At 64.2% G+C, this 20585-nt stretch carries 33 protein-coding genes and 1 pseudogene; all 34 read left to right on the top strand.

What is annotated here, in order from left to right:
* A pseudogene (gene tuf, locus ACFOYU_RS21410) lies at positions 1 to 127 on the top strand (elongation factor Tu); the annotation flags it as partial.
* A 64-nt stretch (positions 128 to 191) separates the two neighbouring features.
* Positions 192 to 500 carry a 30S ribosomal protein S10 gene (gene rpsJ, locus ACFOYU_RS21405; RefSeq protein WP_009764298.1) on the top strand — a complete coding sequence of 103 codons (309 nt, stop codon included), beginning with the start codon at positions 192 to 194 and terminating at the stop codon, positions 498 to 500.
* 46 nt (positions 501 to 546) lie between these two features.
* Positions 547 to 1278: a 50S ribosomal protein L3 gene (rplC, locus tag ACFOYU_RS21400; RefSeq protein ID WP_377035157.1), complete on the top strand. Its 732-nt coding sequence runs from the start codon at positions 547 to 549 to the stop codon at positions 1276 to 1278.
* The gene (rplD, locus tag ACFOYU_RS21395; RefSeq protein WP_226740217.1) at positions 1278 to 1898 is read left to right on the top strand and encodes a 50S ribosomal protein L4; all 621 of its coding nucleotides are present in this window, start codon (positions 1278 to 1280) and stop codon (positions 1896 to 1898) included. Before rplC ends, rplD begins: the two co-directional genes overlap by 1 nt.
* The gene (locus tag ACFOYU_RS21390) at positions 1895 to 2191 is read left to right on the top strand and encodes a 50S ribosomal protein L23 (protein ID WP_226740219.1); all 297 of its coding nucleotides are present in this window, start codon (positions 1895 to 1897) and stop codon (positions 2189 to 2191) included. Before rplD ends, ACFOYU_RS21390 begins: the two co-directional genes overlap by 4 nt.
* 20 nt (positions 2192 to 2211) lie before the next feature.
* The gene (rplB, locus tag ACFOYU_RS21385; RefSeq protein WP_226740221.1) at positions 2212 to 3048 is read left to right on the top strand and encodes a 50S ribosomal protein L2; all 837 of its coding nucleotides are present in this window, start codon (positions 2212 to 2214) and stop codon (positions 3046 to 3048) included.
* 15 nt (positions 3049 to 3063) lie between these two features.
* The gene (gene rpsS / locus ACFOYU_RS21380; RefSeq protein ID WP_114187985.1) at positions 3064 to 3342 is read left to right on the top strand and encodes a 30S ribosomal protein S19; all 279 of its coding nucleotides are present in this window, start codon (positions 3064 to 3066) and stop codon (positions 3340 to 3342) included.
* A 1-nt stretch (position 3343) separates the two neighbouring features.
* Positions 3344 to 3724, top strand: coding sequence for a 50S ribosomal protein L22 (gene rplV / locus ACFOYU_RS21375; RefSeq protein ID WP_114187984.1), 381 nt, complete (start codon positions 3344 to 3346; stop codon positions 3722 to 3724).
* An 11-nt stretch (positions 3725 to 3735) separates the two neighbouring features.
* The gene (gene rpsC / locus ACFOYU_RS21370; protein ID WP_226740223.1) at positions 3736 to 4440 is read left to right on the top strand and encodes a 30S ribosomal protein S3; all 705 of its coding nucleotides are present in this window, start codon (positions 3736 to 3738) and stop codon (positions 4438 to 4440) included.
* A gap of 24 nt (positions 4441 to 4464) precedes the next feature.
* Positions 4465 to 4878 (top strand): 50S ribosomal protein L16, encoded by a 414-nt coding sequence (gene rplP, locus ACFOYU_RS21365; protein WP_226740225.1) that lies wholly within the window; start codon positions 4465 to 4467, stop codon positions 4876 to 4878.
* A gap of 10 nt (positions 4879 to 4888) precedes the next feature.
* The gene (rpmC, locus tag ACFOYU_RS21360) at positions 4889 to 5101 is read left to right on the top strand and encodes a 50S ribosomal protein L29 (protein ID WP_226740227.1); all 213 of its coding nucleotides are present in this window, start codon (positions 4889 to 4891) and stop codon (positions 5099 to 5101) included.
* Between the two features lie 12 nt (positions 5102 to 5113).
* A complete protein-coding gene (gene rpsQ / locus ACFOYU_RS21355; protein WP_226740229.1) occupies positions 5114 to 5353 on the top strand; it encodes a 30S ribosomal protein S17 in 240 nt (79 codons plus the stop codon).
* 163 nt (positions 5354 to 5516) lie between these two features.
* Positions 5517 to 5885: a 50S ribosomal protein L14 gene (rplN, locus tag ACFOYU_RS21350; RefSeq protein WP_009764309.1), complete on the top strand. Its 369-nt coding sequence runs from the start codon at positions 5517 to 5519 to the stop codon at positions 5883 to 5885.
* Positions 5885 to 6202 carry a 50S ribosomal protein L24 gene (rplX, locus tag ACFOYU_RS21345; RefSeq protein WP_226740231.1) on the top strand — a complete coding sequence of 106 codons (318 nt, stop codon included), beginning with the start codon at positions 5885 to 5887 and terminating at the stop codon, positions 6200 to 6202. The genes rplN and rplX overlap by 1 nt, the downstream gene beginning before the upstream one ends.
* Positions 6195 to 6761, top strand: a complete 567-nt coding sequence (gene rplE, locus ACFOYU_RS21340; RefSeq protein WP_226740233.1) for a 50S ribosomal protein L5 — start codon at positions 6195 to 6197, stop codon at positions 6759 to 6761. Before rplX ends, rplE begins: the two co-directional genes overlap by 8 nt.
* Before the next feature lie 40 nt (positions 6762 to 6801).
* Positions 6802 to 7107 carry a 30S ribosomal protein S14 gene (rpsN, locus tag ACFOYU_RS21335; RefSeq protein ID WP_226740235.1) on the top strand — a complete coding sequence of 102 codons (306 nt, stop codon included), beginning with the start codon at positions 6802 to 6804 and terminating at the stop codon, positions 7105 to 7107.
* 13 nt (positions 7108 to 7120) lie between these two features.
* Positions 7121 to 7516, top strand: coding sequence for a 30S ribosomal protein S8 (gene rpsH, locus ACFOYU_RS21330; RefSeq protein WP_226740237.1), 396 nt, complete (start codon positions 7121 to 7123; stop codon positions 7514 to 7516).
* 37 nt (positions 7517 to 7553) lie between these two features.
* Positions 7554 to 8087 carry a 50S ribosomal protein L6 gene (gene rplF, locus ACFOYU_RS21325; protein WP_377035156.1) on the top strand — a complete coding sequence of 178 codons (534 nt, stop codon included), beginning with the start codon at positions 7554 to 7556 and terminating at the stop codon, positions 8085 to 8087.
* 12 nt (positions 8088 to 8099) lie between these two features.
* Positions 8100 to 8462, top strand: a complete 363-nt coding sequence (rplR, locus tag ACFOYU_RS21320; protein ID WP_226740242.1) for a 50S ribosomal protein L18 — start codon at positions 8100 to 8102, stop codon at positions 8460 to 8462.
* 62 nt (positions 8463 to 8524) lie between these two features.
* Positions 8525 to 9094, top strand: a complete 570-nt coding sequence (gene rpsE, locus ACFOYU_RS21315) for a 30S ribosomal protein S5 (RefSeq protein ID WP_226740244.1) — start codon at positions 8525 to 8527, stop codon at positions 9092 to 9094.
* 14 nt (positions 9095 to 9108) lie between these two features.
* On the top strand, positions 9109 to 9318 hold the full coding sequence (gene rpmD / locus ACFOYU_RS21310) for a 50S ribosomal protein L30 (RefSeq protein WP_226740246.1): 210 nt from the start codon (positions 9109 to 9111) through the stop codon (positions 9316 to 9318).
* A gap of 10 nt (positions 9319 to 9328) precedes the next feature.
* Complete coding sequence (rplO, locus tag ACFOYU_RS21305; protein ID WP_226740248.1) at positions 9329 to 9802, top strand: 50S ribosomal protein L15; 474 nt, start codon at positions 9329 to 9331, stop codon at positions 9800 to 9802.
* Between the two features lie 102 nt (positions 9803 to 9904).
* The gene (gene secY / locus ACFOYU_RS21300) at positions 9905 to 11242 is read left to right on the top strand and encodes a preprotein translocase subunit SecY (protein WP_226740250.1); all 1338 of its coding nucleotides are present in this window, start codon (positions 9905 to 9907) and stop codon (positions 11240 to 11242) included.
* A gap of 54 nt (positions 11243 to 11296) precedes the next feature.
* Positions 11297 to 11878, top strand: a complete 582-nt coding sequence (locus ACFOYU_RS21295; RefSeq protein ID WP_377035155.1) for an adenylate kinase — start codon at positions 11297 to 11299, stop codon at positions 11876 to 11878.
* A gap of 220 nt (positions 11879 to 12098) precedes the next feature.
* Positions 12099 to 12467 (top strand): 30S ribosomal protein S13, encoded by a 369-nt coding sequence (rpsM, locus tag ACFOYU_RS21290; protein WP_226740253.1) that lies wholly within the window; start codon positions 12099 to 12101, stop codon positions 12465 to 12467.
* Between the two features lie 84 nt (positions 12468 to 12551).
* Complete coding sequence (rpsK, locus tag ACFOYU_RS21285) at positions 12552 to 12941, top strand: 30S ribosomal protein S11 (protein WP_047186967.1); 390 nt, start codon at positions 12552 to 12554, stop codon at positions 12939 to 12941.
* A gap of 87 nt (positions 12942 to 13028) precedes the next feature.
* On the top strand, positions 13029 to 14051 hold the full coding sequence (locus tag ACFOYU_RS21280) for a DNA-directed RNA polymerase subunit alpha (RefSeq protein ID WP_377035154.1): 1023 nt from the start codon (positions 13029 to 13031) through the stop codon (positions 14049 to 14051).
* 115 nt (positions 14052 to 14166) lie between these two features.
* Positions 14167 to 14586: a 50S ribosomal protein L17 gene (gene rplQ / locus ACFOYU_RS21275; protein WP_226740258.1), complete on the top strand. Its 420-nt coding sequence runs from the start codon at positions 14167 to 14169 to the stop codon at positions 14584 to 14586.
* 148 nt (positions 14587 to 14734) lie between these two features.
* Positions 14735 to 16141 carry a Do family serine endopeptidase gene (locus ACFOYU_RS21270; protein ID WP_377035153.1) on the top strand — a complete coding sequence of 469 codons (1407 nt, stop codon included), beginning with the start codon at positions 14735 to 14737 and terminating at the stop codon, positions 16139 to 16141.
* 63 nt (positions 16142 to 16204) lie between these two features.
* Positions 16205 to 17521 (top strand): replication-associated recombination protein A, encoded by a 1317-nt coding sequence (locus tag ACFOYU_RS21265; RefSeq protein WP_377035152.1) that lies wholly within the window; start codon positions 16205 to 16207, stop codon positions 17519 to 17521.
* A gap of 31 nt (positions 17522 to 17552) precedes the next feature.
* Complete coding sequence (crcB, locus tag ACFOYU_RS21260) at positions 17553 to 17939, top strand: fluoride efflux transporter CrcB (protein WP_377035151.1); 387 nt, start codon at positions 17553 to 17555, stop codon at positions 17937 to 17939.
* A gap of 43 nt (positions 17940 to 17982) precedes the next feature.
* Entirely contained in the window at positions 17983 to 19221 is a 1239-nt protein-coding gene (locus tag ACFOYU_RS21255; RefSeq protein ID WP_377035150.1) for an RluA family pseudouridine synthase, read from the top strand.
* A 115-nt stretch (positions 19222 to 19336) separates the two neighbouring features.
* On the top strand, positions 19337 to 19798 hold the full coding sequence (locus ACFOYU_RS21250; protein ID WP_377035149.1) for a hypothetical protein: 462 nt from the start codon (positions 19337 to 19339) through the stop codon (positions 19796 to 19798).
* A gap of 136 nt (positions 19799 to 19934) precedes the next feature.
* Positions 19935 to 20540: a GNAT family N-acetyltransferase gene (locus ACFOYU_RS21245; protein WP_226740268.1), complete on the top strand. Its 606-nt coding sequence runs from the start codon at positions 19935 to 19937 to the stop codon at positions 20538 to 20540.
* The last annotated feature ends 45 nt before the right edge of the window (positions 20541 to 20585 follow it).

Genomic DNA, 20585 nt, shown 5'->3' with positions numbered 1-20585 from the left:
GGGCGACAACATCACCATGGACGTGGAGCTGATCGTGCCGATCGCCATGGAGGAGAAGCTGCGCTTCGCCATCCGTGAGGGCGGCCGCACCGTCGGTGCCGGCGTCGTCGCTCAGGTCATGGATTAAGTTTTAAGAGGATCAAAGGAGTAGGCCGGTTTCGGCCGGTCTTCTCCCTTGTTGAGGTCAACCCATGAACGGTCAGAACATTCGCATTCGCCTTAAGGCGTTCGACCATCGGATCCTCGACGCTTCGACACGGGAAATCGTGTCGACTGCGAAGCGGACCGGTGCCCAGGTACGCGGGCCCATCCCGCTGCCGACCCGTATCGAACGCTTTACGGTTCTTCGCTCGCCTCACATCGACAAGAAGTCGCGTGAGCAGTTCGAGATGCGCACTCACAAGCGCGTTCTCGATATCGTGGACCCCACCCCCCAGACCGTCGACGCGCTGATGAAGCTCGATCTTGCGGCGGGCGTGGACGTGGAGATCAAGCTCTAAGCCTCGCGCTTGGAGCTTACGGTAGACACGTCGAGAGGATACGCACATGCGCTCAGGCGTCATTGCACAGAAATTGGGAATGACCCGCATCTTCACGGATGCAGGTGAACATGTCCCGGTCACGGTTCTGAAGGTCGACCAGTGCCAAGTGGTCGCCCACCGGACCAAGGAAAAGAACGGCTACACCGCGCTGCAGGTCGGCGTCGGCAAGGCCAAGGTCAAGAACGTCTCGAAGGCTGAGCGCGGCCGTTTCGCCGTCGCCCAGGTCGAGCCCAAGCGCAAGCTTGCGGAGTTCCGCGTCTCCGAGGATGCCGTCATCCCGGTGGGCGCCGAGATCACCGCCGACCACTTCATTGCCGGCCAGTTCGTCGATGTCACTGGCATCACGACCGGTAAGGGCTTTGCCGGTGGTATGAAGCGCTGGAACTTCGGCGGCCTTCGCGCCACGCACGGCGTGTCGGTCTCCCACCGCTCCATCGGTTCGACCGGTGGTCGCCAGGATCCGGGCAAGACGTTCAAGAACAAGAAGATGCCGGGTCACCTCGGTGTCGAGCGCGTGACGACGCAGAACCTGCGCGTCGTGTCGACCGACGTCGAGCGCGGTCTGATCCTCGTCGAAGGCGCCGTTCCCGGCGTCGCCGGCGGCTGGATCTTCGTCCGTGATGCGGTGAAGCGCAAGCTGCCGAAGGATGTGCCGATGCCCGGCGCCTTCCGTTCGAACGGCGACAACGCTGCACCGGCCGCTCCGGCAGTTGAAGCCCAAGAGGAGAATGCGTGATGAAGCTCGATATCACCACGCTTGAGGGCGCCAAGGCCGGCTCGGTCGATCTGGACGAGGCCATTTTCGGTCTCGATCCTCGCGCCGATCTGCTTGCCCGTTGCGTCCGCTGGCAGCTCGCGAAGCGCCAGGCCGGCACGCACGCCGTGAAGAACCGTTCGGACATCGACCGGACGACCAAGAAGGTCTACAAGCAGAAGGGCACTGGCAGCGCCCGCCACGGCGCCGCGAGCGCTCCCCAGTTCCGGGGCGGCGGTCGTGCCTTCGGTCCGCAGGTCCGCAGCCATGCACACGACCTGCCCAAGAAGGTCCGCGCTCTTGCTCTGAAGCATGCGCTCTCGTCCAAGGCCAAGGACGCTTCGCTCATCGTCGTCGATGACGTGCAGCTCTCCGAGCCCAAGACGAAGGCTCTCGTGGAGCGGTTCGGCAAGCTCGGTCTGGCGAATGCCCTGATCATCGGCGGTGCCGAGATCGAGGCGAACTTCCAGCGGGCTGCTCGCAACATCCCGAACATCGACGTCCTGCCGGTGCAGGGCATCAACGTCTATGACATCCTGCGTCGCGAGAAGCTCGTTCTCACGAAGGCGGCTGTCGATGCGCTGGAGGCGCGCTTCAAATGAGCCTGGACCCGCGCCATTACGATGTGATCGTAAGCCCGGTCATCACCGAGAAGGCTACGACCCTGTCCGAGCAGAACAAGGTCGTCTTCAAGGTGCGGACCGATGCGACGAAGCCGCAGATCAAGGAAGCGGTTGAGAAGCTGTTCGATGTCAAGGTGAAGAGCGTCAACACGCTCGTCACCAAGGGCAAGGTGAAGATGTTCCGCGGCACCCGCGGCCAGCGGTCGGACGTGAAGAAGGCGGTTGTGACCCTCGAAGAGGGCCAGGCCATCGACATCACGACGGGCCTCTGATCGGACGAGAGAGTGATCCGATGGCTTTGAAGACTTTCAAACCAATCACCCCCGGCCTGCGCCAGCTGGTGATCGTCGACCGCAGCGAGCTCTACAAGGGCAAGCCGGTCAAGGCGCTGACGGAGGGCAAGAGCTCCTCCGGCGGCCGCAACAACCTCGGCCGTGTCACCGTCCGCTTCCGCGGCGGTGGTCACAAGCGCACCCTGCGCAACGTCGACTTCAAGCGCCGCGGGCGCATGGGCGACGTCGCGACGGTGGATCGGATCGAGTACGATCCGAACCGCAGCGCCTTCATCGCGCTGATCCGCTACGCCGACGGCGAGCTGTCCTACATCCTGGCCCCGCAGCGTCTGGCTGTCGGCGATCAGGTTTCGGCCGGCGAGCAGGTCGACATCAAGCCGGGCAATGCGATGCCGATCGGCAACATGCCGGTGGGAACGATCATCCACAACGTGGAGCTGAAGATCGGCCGTGGCGGCGCTATCGCCCGCTCCGCCGGTACCTACGCCCAGATCGTGGGTCGTGACCAGGGCTACGTGACGGTCCGCCTGAACTCCGGCGAACAGCGCCTGGTCCATGGCCAGTGCTTCGCCACCGTCGGCGCCGTGTCGAACCCCGACCACATGAACACGTCGGCCGGTAAGGCCGGTCGTAACCGGTGGCTCGGCAAGCGTCCGCACAACCGCGGCGTTGCCATGAACCCGATCGACCACCCGCACGGTGGTGGTGAGGGCCGTACCTCGGGCGGTCGCCATCCGGTGACCCCGTGGGGTATTCCGACCAAGGGCAAGAAAACCCGTTCGAACAAGCGGACCGACAAGTTCATCGTGTCGAGCCGCCACGCACGGAAGAAGTAAGGATAGAGGCACGTCATGGCACGTTCGCTTTGGAAGGGTCCGTTCGTCGACGGCTACCTCCTCAAGAAGGCCGAGGCTGCCCGTGGTGCGGGCCGCTCCGAGGTCATCAAGATCTGGAGCCGCCGCTCCACGATCCTCCCGCAGTTCGTGGGCCTCACTTTCGGGGTCTACAACGGTCAGAAGCACATCCCCGTCTACGTGAGCGAGGAGATGGTTGGGCACAAGTTCGGCGAGTTCTCGCCGACCCGCACCTTCCACGGTCACGCAGCGGACAAGAAGGCGAAGAGGAAGTAAGATGGGTAAGGCCGCGACTCCTCGCGCACTGAGCGATCAAGAGGCTCAAGCCGTCGCTCGCATGCTGCGCGTCAGCCCTCAGAAGCTCAATCTTGTTGCGGCCCTCATCCGCGGCAAGAAGGTTTCCACGGCGCTTGCCGATCTCGAGTTCTCCCGCAAGCGGATTGCTCGTGACGTCAAGAAGTGCCTCGAGAGCGCCATCGCCAACGCCGAGAACAACCACAACCTCGATGTGGACGATCTCGTCGTCAGCCAGGCTTTCGTCGGCAAGGCGCTCGTCATGAAGCGCTTCCATGCCCGGGCCCGTGGCCGGGGCGCTCGTATCATGAAGCCGTTCTCGAACCTCACGATCGTGGTTCGGGAAGTCGCCGAACAGGCGTAAAGGAGAACCAGATGGGTCAGAAAGTTAACCCGATTGGTCTTCGGCTCGGCATCAACCGGACCTGGGACTCGCGCTGGTTCGCCGGCAAGGGCGAGTACGCCAAGCTGATGCATGAGGACATGGCGATCCGCGAAGCTCTCATGAAGCAGCTCAAGCAGGCCGCCGTTTCGAAGATCGTGATCGAGCGTCCGCACAAGAAGTGCCGCGTCACCATTCACTCGGGCCGTCCGGGCGTGGTGATCGGCAAGAAGGGCGCCGACATCGAGAAGCTCCGCAAGACCGTCAGCAAGATGACGGATGCGGATGTGTCGATCAACATCGTCGAGGTCCGCAAGCCGGAAGTCGACGCTACCCTGGTGGCGGATTCGATCGCCCAGCAGCTGGAGCGCCGCGTTGCGTTCCGCCGCGCCATGAAGCGCGCCGTTCAGTCGGCGATGCGTCTGGGCGCCGAGGGCATCCGGATCAACTGCTCGGGCCGTCTCGGCGGCGCGGAAATCGCCCGTCTGGAATGGTATCGCGAGGGTCGCGTTCCGCTGCATACGCTCCGTGCGGATGTGGATTACGGCACGTCGACGGCCTTCACGACCTACGGCACCTGCGGCATCAAGGTCTGGATCTTCAAGGGTGAAATCCTTGAGCACGACCCGATGGCCCAGGACAAGCGGATGAACGACGAAGGTGGCCGTTCCGGTGGTCGCCGCGAGCAGGCGGCGTAACCGAGAGGGCAGGAGAGGTTTGCCATGTTGCAACCGAAGAAAACCAAGTTCCGTAAGCAGTTCAAGGGCCGCATTTCCGGCACTGCGAAGGGCGGTACGGACCTCAACTTCGGCCAGTTCGGCCTGAAGGCGATGGAACCCGAGCGTGTGAACGCTCGTCAGATCGAGGCGGCCCGCCGCGCGATCACCCGCGCCATGAAGCGCGCCGGTCGCGTGTGGATCCGGATCTTCCCGGACGTGCCCGTGTCGACGAAGCCAACCGAAGTGCGTATGGGTAAGGGCAAGGGCGCTCCGGAATACTGGGCCGCCAAGGTCAAGCCCGGCCGTATCATGTTCGAGATCGACGGCGTGCCGGAGGATGTCGCCCGCGAGGCGCTCCGTCTCGGCGCCGCCAAGCTCCCGATCAAGGTGCGCTTCATCCAGCGCATTGCTGAGTAAGGAGGGAATCATGAAGTCGAAGCAGAGAACCTCTGACCTCAACGCGATGACGACGGACCAGCTCTCGGACGAGCTCCTGAACCTGAAGAAGGAGCAGTTCAACCTGCGCTTCCAGCGGGCGACGGGGCAGCTCGAAAACACCGGACGCGTCCGCCAGGTCCGCAGGGACATCGCCCGCGTCAAGACGCTGCAGCGCCAGAAAACGGCCTCGGCGAAGGCTTAAGAGGGATTCAAGATGCCAAAGCGCGTTTTGCAAGGCGTCGTTGTCAGCGATAAGCAGGACAAGACGGTCGTCGTGAAGGTGGAACGCCGTTTCACGCATCCGGTCATGAAAAAGACCGTGCGTAAGACGAAGAACTACCACGCCCACGACGAGAACAACACTGCCAAGGTTGGCGATACGGTCTTCATCGAGGAGTCCCGTCCGCTGTCCAAACTCAAGACCTGGGTGCTCGTCAACGAAGCGAAGGCTTAATCAGCCTACGTTTTGGGGTTGTCTAACGGGGGCGGCTCGTGTATACGGCCGCCTTTCTCGACATGAAGGGCAGGGGACGTCAGATCCCCGTCAGGCGTAGTCCGGGAAGGCAATCGTGCCTTGGCCCGGAAACCTGTCTGAAACAAAGGAAAGGATCAAAGCCATGATCCAGATGCAGACGAATCTTGACGTCGCCGACAATTCCGGCGCCCGTCGCGTGATGTGCATCAAGGTTCTCGGCGGTTCGAAGCGTAAGTACGCTTCTGTCGGCGATATTATCGTCGTCTCCGTAAAAGAGGCTATTCCGCGCGGCCGCGTGAAGAAGGGCGACGTCATGAAGGCGGTCGTCGTGCGCACCGCCAAGGACATCCGTCGCGCTGACGGCTCCGTCATCCGGTTCGACCGGAACGCGGCCGTTCTGATCAACAATCAGAAAGAGCCGGTCGGTACCCGTATCTTCGGCCCCGTTCCCCGCGAACTGCGTGCCAAGAACCACATGAAGATCATTTCGCTTGCGCCGGAGGTGCTCTAATGGCCGCGAAGATCAAGAAGGGCGACAAGGTCGTCGTCCTGACCGGTCGCGACAAGGGCAAGACCGGTGAAGTCGTGCAGGTGATTCCGAAGGAAGAGCGCGCGGTCGTCCGCGGCGTCAACCTGGTGAAGCGCCACCAGCGCCAGACGGCAGCACAAGAGGGCGGCATCATCTCGAAAGAGGCGCCGATCCACCTGTCGAACCTGGCTTATGCGGACCCGAAGGACGGCAAGCCGACCCGGGTTGGTTTCAAGGTTCTGGAAGACGGCCGCAAGGTTCGTTTCGCCAAGCGTTCGGGAGACCTGATCGATGGCTAAGGCTCAGGTGGACGGCTACACGCCGCGGCTGAAGAAGCACTACGAGGAAGTGGTGCGTCCGAAGCTGATCGAAGAATTCGGCTACAAGAACCCCATGGAAGTGCCGACGATCACCAAGATCGTCCTCAACATGGGCGTCGGCGAGTCGACGGCCGACTCGAAGAAGGCCTCGGTCGCCGCTGGCGATCTCGCTCTCATCGCCGGCCAGAAGCCGGTGATCACGAAGGCCCGCAAGGCGATCTCGCAGTTCAAGGTCCGCGAGGGCATGCCGATCGGCGCCAAGGTCACGCTGCGCAAGGCTCGCATGTACGAGTTCATGGATCGCCTCGTGACGATCGCGCTTCCCCGCGTCCGCGACTTCCGGGGCCTGAACCCCAAGTCGTTCGACGGCCGCGGCAACTATGCGCTCGGTATCAAGGAGCACCTGGTGTTCCCTGAGATCAACTACGACAAGGCTGAGCAGGTTTGGGGTATGGACGTCATCATCGCCACCACGGCGAAGACCGACGACGAAGCCCGTGCGCTGCTCCGTCACTTCAACTTCCCGTTCCGGCAGTGAGGATAGCTGTCCTCAGACGCGGACACTGGAGATAGATCGAATGGCTAAGAAAAGCTCTATTGAGAAGAACAAGCTTCGTCGCAAGCTCGTGAAGCAGTACGCCGGACGCCGCGAGCGTCTGCTGGCGACCGCCAACGACGAGACGAAGTCCATGGAGGAGCGCTTCGAGGCGCGCCTCAAGCTGGCCGAGCTGCCCCGCAACTCGAGCCCCACCCGTATCCGGAATCGCTGCGAAGTGACCGGCCGTCCGCGTGCGTACTACCGCAAGCTCGGCATGTCCCGTATCGCTCTTCGCGAACTCGGTTCCAAGGGCCTGATTCCGGGCCTCGTGAAGTCCAGCTGGTAAGGGAGGGCATCTGATGGTGAACGATCCGTTGGGCGATATGCTCACCCGTATCCGCAACGCGCAGATGCGCCGTCGCGGTTCGGTTATGACCCCCGGCTCGAAGCTTCGCGCCCGCGTCCTCGAAGTTCTGAAGAACGAGGGCTACATCCGCGACTATTCGCAGACCGAGTTCGGCAATGGCCGGACGGAGTTTTCGATCGAGCTCAAGTACTATGACGGCCAGCCGGTGATCCGCTCCATCGAGCGCGTCTCCAAGCCGGGCCGCCGCGTGTACGCATCCGTCGATACCATGCCGCGCGTCGCCGACGGCCTCGGAATCACGATCCTCTCGACGCCGCAGGGCGTGATGGCCGATCATGAGGCCCGGGAGAAGAACGTGGGCGGCGAAGTGCTCTGCAAGGTCTTCTAAGACCTCAGGCACAGCACAGAACCACGGAGATTCCAGAATGTCCCGAGTAGGCAAGAAGCCCGTTTCGGTTCCGTCCGGTGTGACGGCGACCGTCGACGGTCAGATGGTGAAGGTGAAGGGCACGAAGGGCGAACTCTCGTTCCTCGTTCCCGAAGAAGTGTCGGTCGTTCTCGAGGACGGCGCCGTGTCGGTGAACCCGCGCGACGAGTCCAAGACGGCCCGTGCGAAGTGGGGCATGGCCCGCGCTCAGGTGGCGAACCTGGTCGAGGGCGTGTCCAAGGGCTTCGAGAAGCGTCTTGAGATCAACGGCGTCGGTTACCGCGCTGCCGTTGCCGGCAAGGTGCTGAAGCTCTCGCTGGGCTACAGCCACGACATCGACTACGAAATCCCGGCCGGCGTGACGATCACGACGCCGAAGCCGACGGAAGTCGTCGTCGCGGGCATCGACAAGCAGAAGGTCGGCCAGACTGCCGCCGAGATCCGCGAATACCGCGGTCCGGAGCCCTACAAGGGCAAGGGCGTCAAGTATGCCGACGAATTCATCTTCCGCAAGGAAGGCAAGAAGAAGTAAGGACGACGTATCATGGCTGAGAAGAAAGGCGCCGAAGATCGCCGCAAGGCTCGTGTGCGCCGTGCGATCAAGAAGGCAGCGAATGGTCGTCCGCGTTTGTCGGTCTTCCGTTCGTCCAAGCAGATCTATGCCCAAATCATCGACGACGAGCGCGGTCACACCGTCGCTTCGGCGTCGACCCTCGAGAAGGACCTGCGCGGCAAGCTCAAGACCGGCGCCACCGTCGATGCGGCGAAGGAAGTTGGGCGGCTCGTGGCCGAGCGCGCGGCTGCTGCCGGCGTGAAGCAGGTCATCTTCGACCGGTCCGGCTATCTCTTCCACGGTCGCGTGAAGGCTCTGGCCGACGCGGCTCGCGAGGGTGGTCTCGATTTCTAACGGCGGGTTTTGATCAAAACCCTTAGCGAGCGGGCCCGCCGCCCGCGCAAGTGAGAGGTCTCATGGCTAGAGAACCAAGAGAACGTGCTGATCGCGAAGAGCGCGACAGCGAATTCGTCGATCGGTTGGTGCACATCAACCGCGTCGCGAAGGTCGTGAAGGGCGGACGCCGCTTCGGCTTCGCCGCCCTGGTGGTCGTCGGCGACCAGAAGGGCCGCGTCGGCTTCGGCCACGGCAAGGCCCGTGAGGTGCCGGAGGCGATCCGCAAGGCAACCGACGCTGCGAAGCGTTCCATGATCCGCGTCGCGCTCCGCGAGGGCCGCACGCTGCATCACGACGTGAACGGCCGCCACGGCGCCGGCAAGGTCGTGCTCCGCGCTGCTCCTCAGGGTACCGGTATCATCGCCGGCGGTCCGATGCGCGCAGTGTTCGAGACGCTCGGCATGCAGGACGTGGTCGCGAAGTCGCTCGGCTCGTCGAACCCGTACAACCTCGTGCGCGCCACCTTCGATGCGCTCAAGAACGAGGACAGCCCGCGTTCGGTCGCCGCTCGTCGTGGTCTCAAGGTTTCGACGCTGCAGGCTCGCCGTCGCGATGCCGGCTCCGAAGAAGCCGTTGGCGCTGAAGCGTAAGGGAGGCTGGATCCATGGCGAAGCAGCCTGCCGCCGATGCGGCAAAGACCATCACCGTTGAGCAGATCGGTTCGCCGATCCGCCGTGAAGCCAAGCAGCGCCAGACGCTGGTCGGTCTCAAGCTCAACAAGCTTCACCGTACTTCGACCTTGGAAGACACGCCTGCGGTTCGCGGCATGATCGAAAAGGTCAAGCACCTCGTGCGCGTTGTCGACGGGCAGTGAGGAGAGCGTCATGAAACTCAATGAAATTCGTGACAACGAAGGCGCTACGAAGAACCGGATGCGTGTCGGCCGTGGTATCGGCTCCGGCAAGGGCAAGACCGGCGGACGCGGCGTCAAGGGTCAGAAGGCGCGTACCGGCGTCTCGATCAAGGGCTTCGAAGGCGGTCAGATGCCTCTGCATCGCCGTCTGCCGAAGCGCGGCTTCAACAAGCCGAACGCGATCGAGCTGAACGAGGTTAACCTCGGCCGTATCCAGCAGGCCGTCGAGGCCGGCAAGCTCGATGCGGGCACGCCGGTCACCAACGAGGCCCTGTTCGCCGCCGGCATCGTCTCCAAGCCGCGCGATGGCGTGAAGATCCTCGGCGTGGGCGAGCTGAAGACCAAGCTCTCGTTCCAGGTCGCGGGCGCGTCCAAGTCGGCCGTCGAGGCCATCGAGAAGGCGGGTGGTTCGGTGACCCTTCTGGGCGCCGTTGCACAGGCGTGAGCCAGCGCCCACATTGAATGACCAAGCGGCGGCCCGCGTCTGATCGCGAGGCCGCCGTTTGCGTGATCGACATCACGTATCCTAGTATTTCGGGGACGGAACATGGCTTCAGCAGCCGAACAACTTGCGGCAAACATCAATTTTGGTTCGATCGCCAAAGCCGAGGAGTTGAAGAAGCGCATTTGGTTTACCCTCGGCGCGCTCATCGTCTACCGTCTCGGCACCTACATCCCGCTGCCCGGCATCGATCCCGAAGCTCTTCGCCAGAGCTTCCAGAGCGCCAGCGGCGGTGTGCTGGGTCTCTTCAACATGTTCTCCGGCGGTGCCGTCGAGCGCATGGCGATCTTCGCCCTCAACATCATGCCGTACATCTCGGCCTCGATCATCATCCAGCTGCTCACGTCGGTTCTTCCGTCGTTGGAGGCGCTGAAGAAGGAAGGCGAGGCGGGGCGCAAGATCCTCAATCAGTACACCCGCTACCTGACCGTTCTGCTCGCGGTGTTCCAGTCCTGGGGCATCGCCGTGGGCCTGCAAAGCTCGGGCAGCATCGTGCAGGATCCCGGCCTCTTCTTCGTGGTCACGGCGGTCATCACGCTGACCGGCGGCACCCTGTTCCTGATGTGGCTCGGCGAGCAGATCACCTCGCGCGGCATCGGCAACGGCACCTCGCTGATCATCTTCGCCGGAATCGTGGCCAACCTGCCGTCGGCCATCGCCGGTACGCTCGAGCTCGGCCGTCAGGGCGCGATCTCCACGGGCCTCATCATCGGCGTGATCGTGATGGCGATCGCTATCATCTATTTCGTGGTCTTCATGGAGCGCGCTCAGCGGCGTCTGCTGATCAACTATCCGAAGCGCCAGGTCGGCAACCGGATGTATGAAGGCCAGACGTCGTTCCTGCCGCTCAAGCTCAACACCTCGGGCGTGATCCCGCCGATCTTCGCGTCGTCGCTCCTGCTCCTGCCGGCCACCATCGCCAGCTTCCAGAGCACCCAGGACGGGACCGGCATCGTCTCGATGCTGACCACCTACCTGGCGCATGGGCGCCCGGCCTACATGTTCCTGTATGCCGCGCTGATCGTGTTCTTCGCCTTCTTCTACACGGCCATCGTGTTCAACCCGCAGGAGACGGCCGACAACCTCAAGAAGCAGGGCGGGTTCATTCCGGGCATTCGTCCCGGCGAGCGGACCGCGGAATTCATCGATCAGGTGTTGACTCGCATCACGGTTGTCGGTGCAGCTTATCTGGTCGTCATCTGCCTGATTCCAGAGTTCCTGGTGTCGTACGCGGCGCTTCCGTTCTACTTCGGCGGAACCTCGCTCCTGATCGTCGTGTCCGTCACCATGGACACGGTCGCGCAGGTCCACGGCCATCTGCTGGCTCACCAGTACGAAGGGCTCGTGAAGAAGGCCAAGCTCAAGGGCGGGCGGCGACGGTAAGATCTTGATCCCCGCCGAGGGGCGGGGAGACTCGACGGAGTCAGGGGGGCGTCGATGAGAATCATCCTGCTGGGGCCGCCAGGGGCCGGAAAAGGCACCCAGGCCGTACGTCTGGTGGAGCGTCTGGGAATCCCCCAGCTTTCCACCGGCGATATGCTCCGGGCAGCCGTAGCCGCCGGTACGCCGGTCGGCGTGAAGGCTAAGGCGGTCATGGATTCCGGGGCGCTCGTGTCGGACGACATCGTCGTCGGCATCATCGCGGACCGGATCGAAGAGGCGGATGCCAGGAACGGCTTCATCCTCGACGGTTTCCCGCGGACGGTCGCTCAGGCGGAGGCGTTCGACGCCATGCTGGCCGAGAAGGGCCTCAAGCTCGACCATGTGATCGAGTTCAAGGTGAACGAGGCGGAACTGGTCGACCGCATCGTCAAGCGCGCCAAGGAAACCGAGGCGCGGGGCGAGCCGGTCCGCAAGGACGACAACCCGGACGTGTTCAAGACCCGTCTGGAGGCCTACCGCAATCAGACGGCTCCGCTCTCGGCCTATTATGCCGGGAAAGGCGCGCTGAAGACGGTCGACGGCATGCGGCCCATCGACGAGGTGACGGAAGAGATCCGCGCCATCCTCGGCCGCTGACAGGGCGGGGGCCTCGTGCCCTGGCCTGCGAAAAGCGCTTGACCTCCAGCCTCAGGTGCGCTAGGGGCAAGCCTCTTGCAAAAGAACCTGCTTATCCGGAGGGTTTCGTGAGAAGCCGCTCCGGATTGTTGTGTTCTCTAAGCCCGCGCAGGGGCCGGCCTCCACCGGACGCGCGATAACACCACCAGAAGCTTAAGGCTTCGCTACATGGAGACGGACGATGGCCCGTATTGCAGGCGTCAACATCCCGACCAACAAGCGCGTTGTGATCGCGCTTCAGTACATCCACGGCATCGGGGCCAAGAAGGCCCAGGAGATCGTCGAGAAGGTCAACATCCCGGCCGAGCGCCGCGTGAACCAGCTGACCGACGCCGAAGTGCTCCAGATCCGTGAGACGATCGACCGCGACTACATCGTGGAAGGCGACCTGCGCCGCGAAGTTTCCATGAACATCAAGCGTCTCATGGACCTCGGCGTCTATCGTGGCCTGCGCCACCGCCGCAGCCTGCCGGTCCGCGGCCAGCGTACGCACACGAACGCCCGCACCCGCAAGGGCAAGTCGAAGCCGATCGCCGGCAAGAAGAAGTAATCATCAACAGACGGCCGTCCTTCCAGGGCGGCCTTTGTCCCGAGCGCCTGGCATGACGGGCGCGTTTGAAGGATTGGAAGAAGAATGGCTAAAGAAGCGACCCGCGTCCGCCGCCGCGAACGCAAGAACATCGTCTCCGGCGTGGCGCACGTGAACGCCTCGTTCAACAACACCATGATCACCATCACCGACGCCCAGGGCAACACGATCTCCTGGTCCTCGGCTGGCGCCATGGGCTTCAAGGGCTCGCGCAAGTCGACCCCTTACGCCGCGCAGGTTGCGGCTGAAGACGCCGCCCGCAAGGCTTCCGAGCACGGCATGCGCACCCTCGAGGTCGAGGTTTCGGGCCCCGGCTCCGGTCGCGAATCCGCACTGCGCGCCCTGCAGTCGGCCGGCTTCACCGTCACCTCGATCCGTGACGTGACGCCGATCCCGCACAACGGCTGCCGCCCGCGCAAGCGTCGCCGCGTCTAAGATCATCCAGCGCCCGGGTTCGTCCTGGGCGCGTTCCGGTTTTGAGGGTGGGTGGCAAGCCTGCCCTCATTCCGTACCGCAAGAGGTGTGGTTGTGATCCAGAAGAACTGGCAAGAGCTGATTAAGCCCAATAAGCTCGAAGTCTCCCCCGGCGACGATCCGAAGCGCATCGCGACCGTTGTGGCCGAGCCGCTCGAGCGTGGCTTTGGCACGACGCTGGGCAACTCCCTGCGCCGCGTTCTGCTGTCGTCCCTCCAGGGCGCTGCGGTGACGTCGATCCATATCGACGGCGTGTTGCATGAGTTCTCGTCCATCCCGGGCGTCCGCGAGGACGTGACCGATATCGTCCTCAACGTGAAGACGATCGCCATCAAGATGCAGGGCGAGGGTCCGAAGCGCATGGCGCTCCGGAAGACCGGCCCCGGCGCCGTTACGGCAGGTGACATCAACACCGTCGGCGACGTGCAGATCCTGAATCCCGAGCTCGTTCTCTGCACCCTCGACGAGGGCGCCGAGATCCGCATGGAGTTCACGGTCGATACCGGCAAGGGCTATGTCCCGGCCGAGCGCAACCGCGCTGAGGATGCCCCGATCGGCCTCATCCCGGTCGACTCGCTCTACAGCCCGGTCAAGAAGGTGTCGTACCGGATCGAGAACACCCGCGAGGGCCAGATTCTCGACTACGACAAGCTCATCATGACGGTCGAGACCAACGGCGCCGTCACCCCGGAAGATGCCGTCGCCTATGCGGCTCGCATCCTCCAGGACCAGCTCCAGGTCTTCGTCAACTTCGAAGAGCCCCGCAAGGAAGAGACTGCCGCCGCCGCGCCGCAGCTGCCTTTCAACCCGGCCCTGCTCAAGAAGGTCGACGAGCTCGAGCTGTCGGTCCGTTCGGCGAACTGCCTGAAGAACGACAACATCGTCTATATCGGCGACCTCATCCAGAAGTCCGAGGCGGAAATGCTCCGCACCCCGAACTTCGGCCGCAAGTCGCTCAACGAGATCAAGGAAGTTCTCGCTTCCATGGGCCTCCACCTCGGCATGGACGTGCCCGGCTGGCCGCCTGAGAACATCGAAGATCTCGCCAAGCGCTTCGAAGAGCACTACTAAGCCTGTCGGGGATGCCGGCTGAACGGCGTCCCCGTTTTCGTCCCCGCCCGAGGGCGGGATCAAAAGAGAGACGGTCGTCCCTTGGCACGGCGGCCGGAAGATCAAGGAGAAAGCCATGCGTCACGGATTCCGTGGTCGTCGCTTCAACCGCACGACCGAGCACCGCAAAGCAATGTTCGCCAACATGGCGGCTGCGCTGATCAAGCACGAGCAGATCGTCACGACCCTGCCGAAGGCAAAGGACCTCCGTCCGGTCGTCGAGAAGCTCATTACCCTCGGCAAGCGCGGCGACCTGCACGCCCGCCGCCTGGCCATGTCGCAGCTCCGCGACGAGGACATGGTGAAGAAGCTCTTCGCCGTTCTCGGCCCGCGCTACCAGGAGCGCCAGGGTGGCTACACCCGCGTTCTGAAGGCCGGCTTCCGCTACGGCGACAATGCCCCGATGGCCGTGATCGAGTTCGTGGACCGCGACGTGGATGCGCGCGGCCAGGATTCGGGTCCGACCCAGAAGGAAGAGGTCGTCGAGGCTGCGTAAGCCTTGAGGCGATGAAGTTTCAAAGGGCGGTCTTCGGGCCGCCCTTTTTCTTTGCCCGGAATGGACCTCGGTGGCGCGGCTGGAATTTGGCTTTTTCGTCACCACGTCTTATCGAGTTCGCCCGGTGTCACTCACGGATTCGCTCCTCATGCGCCTTGCTTCATACCGCCTGCTGGTCCTTGTTGGTTCATTGATCCTCGGATGGACGGGAGTCCAGGCGCAGACCCGCGTCGCTCCCGAGAGCAGTGCCCAGATCCAGCTCTCCTTTGCTCCCATCGTCCGCAAGACGACCGGAGCGGTGGTGAACGTCTATGCCACCCGCTCCGAGCGCCGGCAGAATGCCGCCATGGAGGAGTTCTTCCGCCGGTTCTTCGGCGACGGCGGCGGGCCCGGCATGCCCCCCGGACGGTCCCAGAGCTCCCTCGGCTCGGGCGTGATCGTGGATCCGTCGGGGCTGGTGATCACGAACAACCACGTGATCGAGAACATGAACGAGGTGAAGGTCGCCCTGGCCGACCGCCGGGAGTTCGAGGCCGATATCGTCCTCCGCGATCCCCGCACCGACCTCGCCGTGCTCCGGCTCAAGAATGCGTCCAATCTCCAGTTCGTCGAATTCGGGGACTCGGAAGCCCTGCAGGTCGGCGATATCGTGCTCGCCATCGGCAACCCGTTCGGCGTCGGCCAGACCGTTACCCAGGGCATCGTCTCCGCGCTGGCGAGGACGCAGGTCGGGATCTCGGACTACCAGTTCTTCATCCAGACCGACGCCGCCATCAACCCGGGCAATTCGGGCGGTGCGCTCATCGACATGAACGGCCGCCTCGTGGGCATCAACACGGCAATCTTCTCCCGCTCGGGCGGCAATATCGGCATCGGCTTCGCCATTCCCTCCAGCATGGTGCGCGTCGTCCTCAATTCGGCCAGGGGAGGGTCCCGCCATGTGGTCCGGCCCTGGCTCGGCGCCCGCCTGCAACCCGTGGACGGCGAGATCGCCGTTAGCCTCGGCCTGGAACGCCCGACCGGCGTTCTCGTCACCTCGATCTACGACAAGGGGCCCGCCTTCGAGGCCGGCCTGAAGCGCGGGGATGCGATCCTGGCGGTAGATGGACAGGCGGTCGATAATCCGGATGCCTTCGGATATCGCTTCACCCTCAAAGGCACCCAGGGACAGACGCCGCTCACCATCCTGCGCGGCGGCAAGCAGATCGTCATCCAGGTGAGGCTCATGCCCCCTCCGGAAGTCCCGCCCCGGGATCCGGTGCGCATCCGCTCCCGGTCGCCTCTTGCCGGCGCCACGCTGGTGAACATGTCGCCGGCCGTGGCCGAGGAAATGCAGGTCGACATCACCGACGACGGCGTTCTCATCGCAGAGCTGGACGAGCGGAGCGTGGCCGCAAGCCTCGGCTTCCAGAAGGGCGACCAGATCGTCGCCATCAACGGCGAGCGTCTGGCCTCGACCCGGGATGCCCAGCGAATGGCCGACCGGGCCGGAGGCTATTGGGAGATCACCATCAGCCGGGGCGGACGGGTCTTCACCACCGTGCTCGGCCGCTGAGGCGCGGGACGGCGGCGCGTTGTTGGGCTATTGATTCCGCATAAGTGCGAGTGTGCAGGAATCATGAGCGATCTCTTTTCATCCGCCGGCCTCGACCAGAGTGCGCCCCGGCCCCTGGCCGACCGCATGCGGCCGACCAGGCTCTCCGAGGTCGTGGGGCAGGATCACCTTGTCGGGCCGGACGGCATCCTGTCCCGGCTCATCGCTTCCGGCTCCCTCGGGTCCCTTGTCTTCTGGGGGCCGCCCGGCACGGGCAAGACCACCGTGGCGCGGCTCCTGGCGCATGAGACCGAGCTTCACTTCGAGCAGATCTCCGCGATCTTCTCCGGTGTCGCGGACCTCAAGAAGGTTTTCGAGGCGGCCCGGCACCGCCGGTCCATGGGGCGGGGCACCCTGCTCTTCGTCGACGAGATCCACCGGTTCAACCGCGCCCAGCTCGATGCCTTCCTCCCGGTGATGGAGGATGGCACGATCACCCTCGTCGGCGCGACGACCGAGAACCCGTCCTTCGAGCTGAACGCGGCCCTTCTTTCCCGGGCGCGCGTCCTCATCTTCAAGTCGCTCGATGAGGCGGCGGTTCAAAAAATCCTGCTAAGGGCCGAGGAAATCACGGGGAAGTCCCTACCGCTCGACGAGGGGGCGAGGGATTCCCTCGTGCGCATGGCCGACGGCGACGGACGGGCCGTGCTGACGCTGGCGGAAGAGGTCTGGCGCTCGGCCAAGCCGGGCGAGACCTTCGATGTCGAGCAGTTGCAGGAGATCATTCAGCGCCGGGCCCCCATCTACGACAAGGGGCAGGAGGGGCACTACAACCTCATTTCCGCCCTGCACAAGACCATCCGCGGCTCGGACCCGGATGCCGCCCTCTATTACCTCGCCCGGATGCTCGACGCCGGCGAGGACCGGCTGTTCATCGCCCGCCGTCTCGTCCGGGCCGCCATCGAGGATATAGGGCTGGCCGATCCGCAGGCGCTCGTCGTCGCCAATGCCGCCAAGGACGCCTTCGATTTCCTGGGCTCGCCCGAAGGCGAACTCGCCCTGGCGCAGGCTGCCGTCTATCTCGCCACGGCGCCGAAATCGAACGCCGTCTATACCGCCTACAAGGCCGCGATGCGGGTGGCGAAGGAGCACGGCTCCCTCATGCCGCCCAAGACCATCCTCAACGCGCCCACCAAGCTGATGAAGAATATCGGCTACGGCGCCACCTATCGCTACGACCACGACGAGCCGGACGCCTTCTCCGGGCAGGATTACTGGCCCGAGAAGCTCGATCGCCAGCATCTCTACGAGCCTGTCGACCGGGGCTTCGAGCGGGAGATCCGCAAGAGGATCGACTGGTGGGAGAGGCTGCGCCGGGAGCGGCGGGGCGAGGGGGAGTAGGCGGAATGTCGGGCCTGGACCGATCCCAAGCATGACCTCCTTTCTCCTCGTCTTTCTCGGCGCCGGAATCGGCGGTTCCCTTCGCCATGCGGTCAATCTCGCGAGCGCCCGCGCCTTCGGCGCTGCTTTTCCGTGGGGGACGCTGACGGTCAATATCGTCGGCTCGTTCGTCATGGGGGCTGTCGCCGCGTGGTTCGTCTTCAAGGCCGGGGAGGGATGGAGCCAGCCGCTTCGCCTGTTCCTGACGACCGGCATCCTCGGCGGCTTCACGACTTTTTCCGCCTTCTCCCTCGATGCCGTGCTCCTGTGGGAGCGGGGAGCGCCGGGCACGGCCCTCGGCTATGTGGCGGCTTCCGTCCTGCTCTCCATCGGCGGATTGGTCGCCGGGCTCGCCCTTGTGCGCGCAATGACGTCGTAGTGCTCGATTGCCGCCCGCGCGGCGCTCTGGTAACCCACATCTCATGAGAAAAAGCGGTTCAGGACAGAAAGACGGCGCTCGCGGTGGACGGGCAGGATCCCGGCAGGGCTTCCGCTCCCGTGAGGACAGGCCTGCGCGCAAGAGCGGACCGGCAAAGCCGCGCGCCGCCAAGCCTGCGGCAGCGAAGGCCCGCCCGGCGCCGTCCCTGCGGGCAAAGCCCGCGGCAGTGGAAGCGGCCCCCAAGCCCACCAAGGCGCAGGCCAGGGCCGAGGCCCAGGAGACCCTCGCCACCGGGGTGCAGACCCTCGTGGTCGAGCCCGATGAGGCGGACATGCGCGTCGACCGTTTCCTGGTCGCCCGCTTCCCCCAGCTGGCCTTCACCCACATCCAGCGCATCGTCCGCAAGGGCGAGCTGCGCATCGACGGCAAGAGGGCACAGCCCAACGAGCGGCTCCAGGCGGGCCAGAAGGTCCGTGTGCCGCCGCTGAAGCTCGACCAGCCGAGGCCTGTCGCCCGCAGCGCCGCCAGGGACCAGGACGAGCGCGATTTCCTGAAGTCCATCACGCTCTATGAGGACAAGGACGTCCTGATCATCAACAAGCCCATGGGGCTCGCGGTCCAGGGCGGCTCGGGCACCACGCGGCACGTGGACGGCTTGCTCGAATCCATGCGCGACGCGGAAGGGCAGAAGCCCCGCCTCGTGCACCGCCTCGACAAGGACACGGCCGGCTGCCTCGTGATCGCCAAGACGCGGTTCGCCGCATCCACCATGGCGAAGTCGTTCCGGTCGCGCACCACGCGCAAGATCTACTGGGCACTGGTCGCCGGCGTTCCGCGTGTCCGTCAGGGACGCATCTCGACCTACCTGGCGAAGGAAGGCGATGAGGGCGATGCCCGCATGCGCGTGGCCCAGCACGGGGACGAAGGCGCAAGCCATGCCCTGACCTACTATGCCGTGATCGATACGGCGGCGCAGAAGCTCGCGTGGATGTCGCTGAAGCCCGTCACGGGGCGCACGCACCAGCTGCGGGCCCACACCGCCCACATCGGCCATCCCATCGTGGGAGATCCGAAGTACTTCGATATCGAGAACTGGGAGCTGCCGGGCGGCATCCAGAACAAACTGCACCTTCTGGCGCGGCGCATCGTGATCGCGCATCCGAGGACGGGCAAGCCCATCGACGTGACCGCGCCGCTGCCGCCCCACATCCAACAGAGCTTCAACCTTCTAGGCTTCGACGTGAGCCGCTACGACCCCATCGTGGACGCGCCGGAGGAATAAAGCGGTCATCCCTTTGCGCATCTCCCTTTGTCGCACTTTTGCCTCTCAAGCGGGGTAGTGTCGTATGCCTCGGTCGGTCATCCGGCCGGCCGGGCCATTGGCAAGGAGGAGATCGATGGAACACAAGCATCTAGATCAGCTCCGTAGCGTAGCCGACGTTCAGCCCCGGTCTTTGACGAGGCAAGAACGAATTGAGCGTTGGATCGAACTTCTCGAGCGCAATCCGACGCGTCGCCTGAACTCCCTCGGCGAAATCGAATACAAGCCACCGGCAGAGCGTGCCTTGATCCGGCAGGACGATTCCCCGCTCTCCGTCGCCTATGAAGATCCCGTCCTGCGGGCGGATGGCCTGGCGAGCGACAAGCTCGGCGACGTCATGAACTATTTCGAGCTGTCGGACGGACAGGCGCACTATGCTCTGTGCTCCTGCCTGAGCGGCCGCACCATGGAAGCCGCCTCCTTTGCCCAGCGCCTGCGCAATACGACGGGCGGCGCCGGCTGGCGGTCTGCTGCCGGAGCATGGGCTCTGGCCGGCCTGGCGGTGACTCTGCCCGGCTTCGTCTATCTGTTTAATTGAGCAGAGAAGAGATCGGTCCGAAGAACGTGACCCATGATCAGGAGGCATGAAGCGCCTCCTGATCGAAGATGCCTTCGGCTGTTGCGCCGCCCGCCGCGATAGGGGACAAAGCAGCAGATCGGAAGGCGCTACAAAAATGCTTCATATCGAGCCCGTGACGCTCTCGACGGACCGCCTCGTGTTGCGGCCCCTCAGCCTGGACGACGTTCCCGCTCTGGCCGCGGCCGCGAGCGACGGCGCGTTATGGGAGAAGAAGACCACGACGGTGCCGACGCCCGACGGCTTCGGGGATTATGTGCGCAAGGCGCTCGAACTCCAGGCCGCCGGGTCGGCCCTTCCTTTCGCCACGGTGGTCCGGGACGGCGACCGGGTCATCGGCTCCACCCGCTACATGAACATCGATGCCGCGAACCACCGGGTCGAGATCGGCACGACCTGGATCGCCCGTTCCTGGCAACGCACCTTCGTCAACACCCATGCGAAATTCCTCATGCTCAGGCACGCTTTCGAGACCCTGGGCTGCAATGCGGTCGAGTTGCGGACGCATCGGCTGAACGACCAGTCGCGCGCCGCCATCGAGCGTCTGGGCGCCAAGCTGGATGGCATCCTGCGCCGGCATATGATCATGCCGGACGGACATGTGCGCGATACGGTGGTCTACAGCATCATCCGTGAGGAATGGCCGGGCGTGAAGGCCGGGCTCGAAGCGCGAATGACGACGCAGGCCTCCGAGATCGCATAGGCTCCGAAGCGCTCGACTGCGGAAGGCGGCAGGAATTTGATCTTC

The organism is Microvirga sp. GCM10011540, assembly GCF_042650665.1.
In the GTDB taxonomy this organism is placed as follows: domain Bacteria; phylum Pseudomonadota; class Alphaproteobacteria; order Rhizobiales; family Beijerinckiaceae; genus Microvirga; species Microvirga lenta.
This window is presented reverse-complemented; position numbering and strand designations above follow the sequence as displayed.

Coding starts and splice junctions, on each gene's coding strand:
- rpsJ (WP_009764298.1), top strand. CDS start 192: ATGAACGGTCAGAACATTCGCATTCGCCTTAAGGCGTTCGACCATCGG.
- rplC (WP_377035157.1), top strand. CDS start 547: ATGCGCTCAGGCGTCATTGCACAGAAATTGGGAATGACCCGCATCTTC.
- rplD (WP_226740217.1), top strand. CDS start 1,278: ATGAAGCTCGATATCACCACGCTTGAGGGCGCCAAGGCCGGCTCGGTC.
- ACFOYU_RS21390 (WP_226740219.1), top strand. CDS start 1,895: ATGAGCCTGGACCCGCGCCATTACGATGTGATCGTAAGCCCGGTCATC.
- rplB (WP_226740221.1), top strand. CDS start 2,212: ATGGCTTTGAAGACTTTCAAACCAATCACCCCCGGCCTGCGCCAGCTG.
- rpsS (WP_114187985.1), top strand. CDS start 3,064: ATGGCACGTTCGCTTTGGAAGGGTCCGTTCGTCGACGGCTACCTCCTC.
- rplV (WP_114187984.1), top strand. CDS start 3,344: ATGGGTAAGGCCGCGACTCCTCGCGCACTGAGCGATCAAGAGGCTCAA.
- rpsC (WP_226740223.1), top strand. CDS start 3,736: ATGGGTCAGAAAGTTAACCCGATTGGTCTTCGGCTCGGCATCAACCGG.
- rplP (WP_226740225.1), top strand. CDS start 4,465: ATGTTGCAACCGAAGAAAACCAAGTTCCGTAAGCAGTTCAAGGGCCGC.
- rpmC (WP_226740227.1), top strand. CDS start 4,889: ATGAAGTCGAAGCAGAGAACCTCTGACCTCAACGCGATGACGACGGAC.
- rpsQ (WP_226740229.1), top strand. CDS start 5,114: ATGCCAAAGCGCGTTTTGCAAGGCGTCGTTGTCAGCGATAAGCAGGAC.
- rplN (WP_009764309.1), top strand. CDS start 5,517: ATGATCCAGATGCAGACGAATCTTGACGTCGCCGACAATTCCGGCGCC.
- rplX (WP_226740231.1), top strand. CDS start 5,885: ATGGCCGCGAAGATCAAGAAGGGCGACAAGGTCGTCGTCCTGACCGGT.
- rplE (WP_226740233.1), top strand. CDS start 6,195: ATGGCTAAGGCTCAGGTGGACGGCTACACGCCGCGGCTGAAGAAGCAC.
- rpsN (WP_226740235.1), top strand. CDS start 6,802: ATGGCTAAGAAAAGCTCTATTGAGAAGAACAAGCTTCGTCGCAAGCTC.
- rpsH (WP_226740237.1), top strand. CDS start 7,121: ATGGTGAACGATCCGTTGGGCGATATGCTCACCCGTATCCGCAACGCG.
- rplF (WP_377035156.1), top strand. CDS start 7,554: ATGTCCCGAGTAGGCAAGAAGCCCGTTTCGGTTCCGTCCGGTGTGACG.
- rplR (WP_226740242.1), top strand. CDS start 8,100: ATGGCTGAGAAGAAAGGCGCCGAAGATCGCCGCAAGGCTCGTGTGCGC.
- rpsE (WP_226740244.1), top strand. CDS start 8,525: ATGGCTAGAGAACCAAGAGAACGTGCTGATCGCGAAGAGCGCGACAGC.
- rpmD (WP_226740246.1), top strand. CDS start 9,109: ATGGCGAAGCAGCCTGCCGCCGATGCGGCAAAGACCATCACCGTTGAG.
- rplO (WP_226740248.1), top strand. CDS start 9,329: ATGAAACTCAATGAAATTCGTGACAACGAAGGCGCTACGAAGAACCGG.
- secY (WP_226740250.1), top strand. CDS start 9,905: ATGGCTTCAGCAGCCGAACAACTTGCGGCAAACATCAATTTTGGTTCG.
- ACFOYU_RS21295 (WP_377035155.1), top strand. CDS start 11,297: ATGAGAATCATCCTGCTGGGGCCGCCAGGGGCCGGAAAAGGCACCCAG.
- rpsM (WP_226740253.1), top strand. CDS start 12,099: ATGGCCCGTATTGCAGGCGTCAACATCCCGACCAACAAGCGCGTTGTG.
- rpsK (WP_047186967.1), top strand. CDS start 12,552: ATGGCTAAAGAAGCGACCCGCGTCCGCCGCCGCGAACGCAAGAACATC.
- rplQ (WP_226740258.1), top strand. CDS start 14,167: ATGCGTCACGGATTCCGTGGTCGTCGCTTCAACCGCACGACCGAGCAC.
- ACFOYU_RS21270 (WP_377035153.1), top strand. CDS start 14,735: ATGCGCCTTGCTTCATACCGCCTGCTGGTCCTTGTTGGTTCATTGATC.
- ACFOYU_RS21265 (WP_377035152.1), top strand. CDS start 16,205: ATGAGCGATCTCTTTTCATCCGCCGGCCTCGACCAGAGTGCGCCCCGG.
- crcB (WP_377035151.1), top strand. CDS start 17,553: ATGACCTCCTTTCTCCTCGTCTTTCTCGGCGCCGGAATCGGCGGTTCC.
- ACFOYU_RS21255 (WP_377035150.1), top strand. CDS start 17,983: ATGAGAAAAAGCGGTTCAGGACAGAAAGACGGCGCTCGCGGTGGACGG.
- ACFOYU_RS21250 (WP_377035149.1), top strand. CDS start 19,337: ATGGAACACAAGCATCTAGATCAGCTCCGTAGCGTAGCCGACGTTCAG.
- ACFOYU_RS21245 (WP_226740268.1), top strand. CDS start 19,935: ATGCTTCATATCGAGCCCGTGACGCTCTCGACGGACCGCCTCGTGTTG.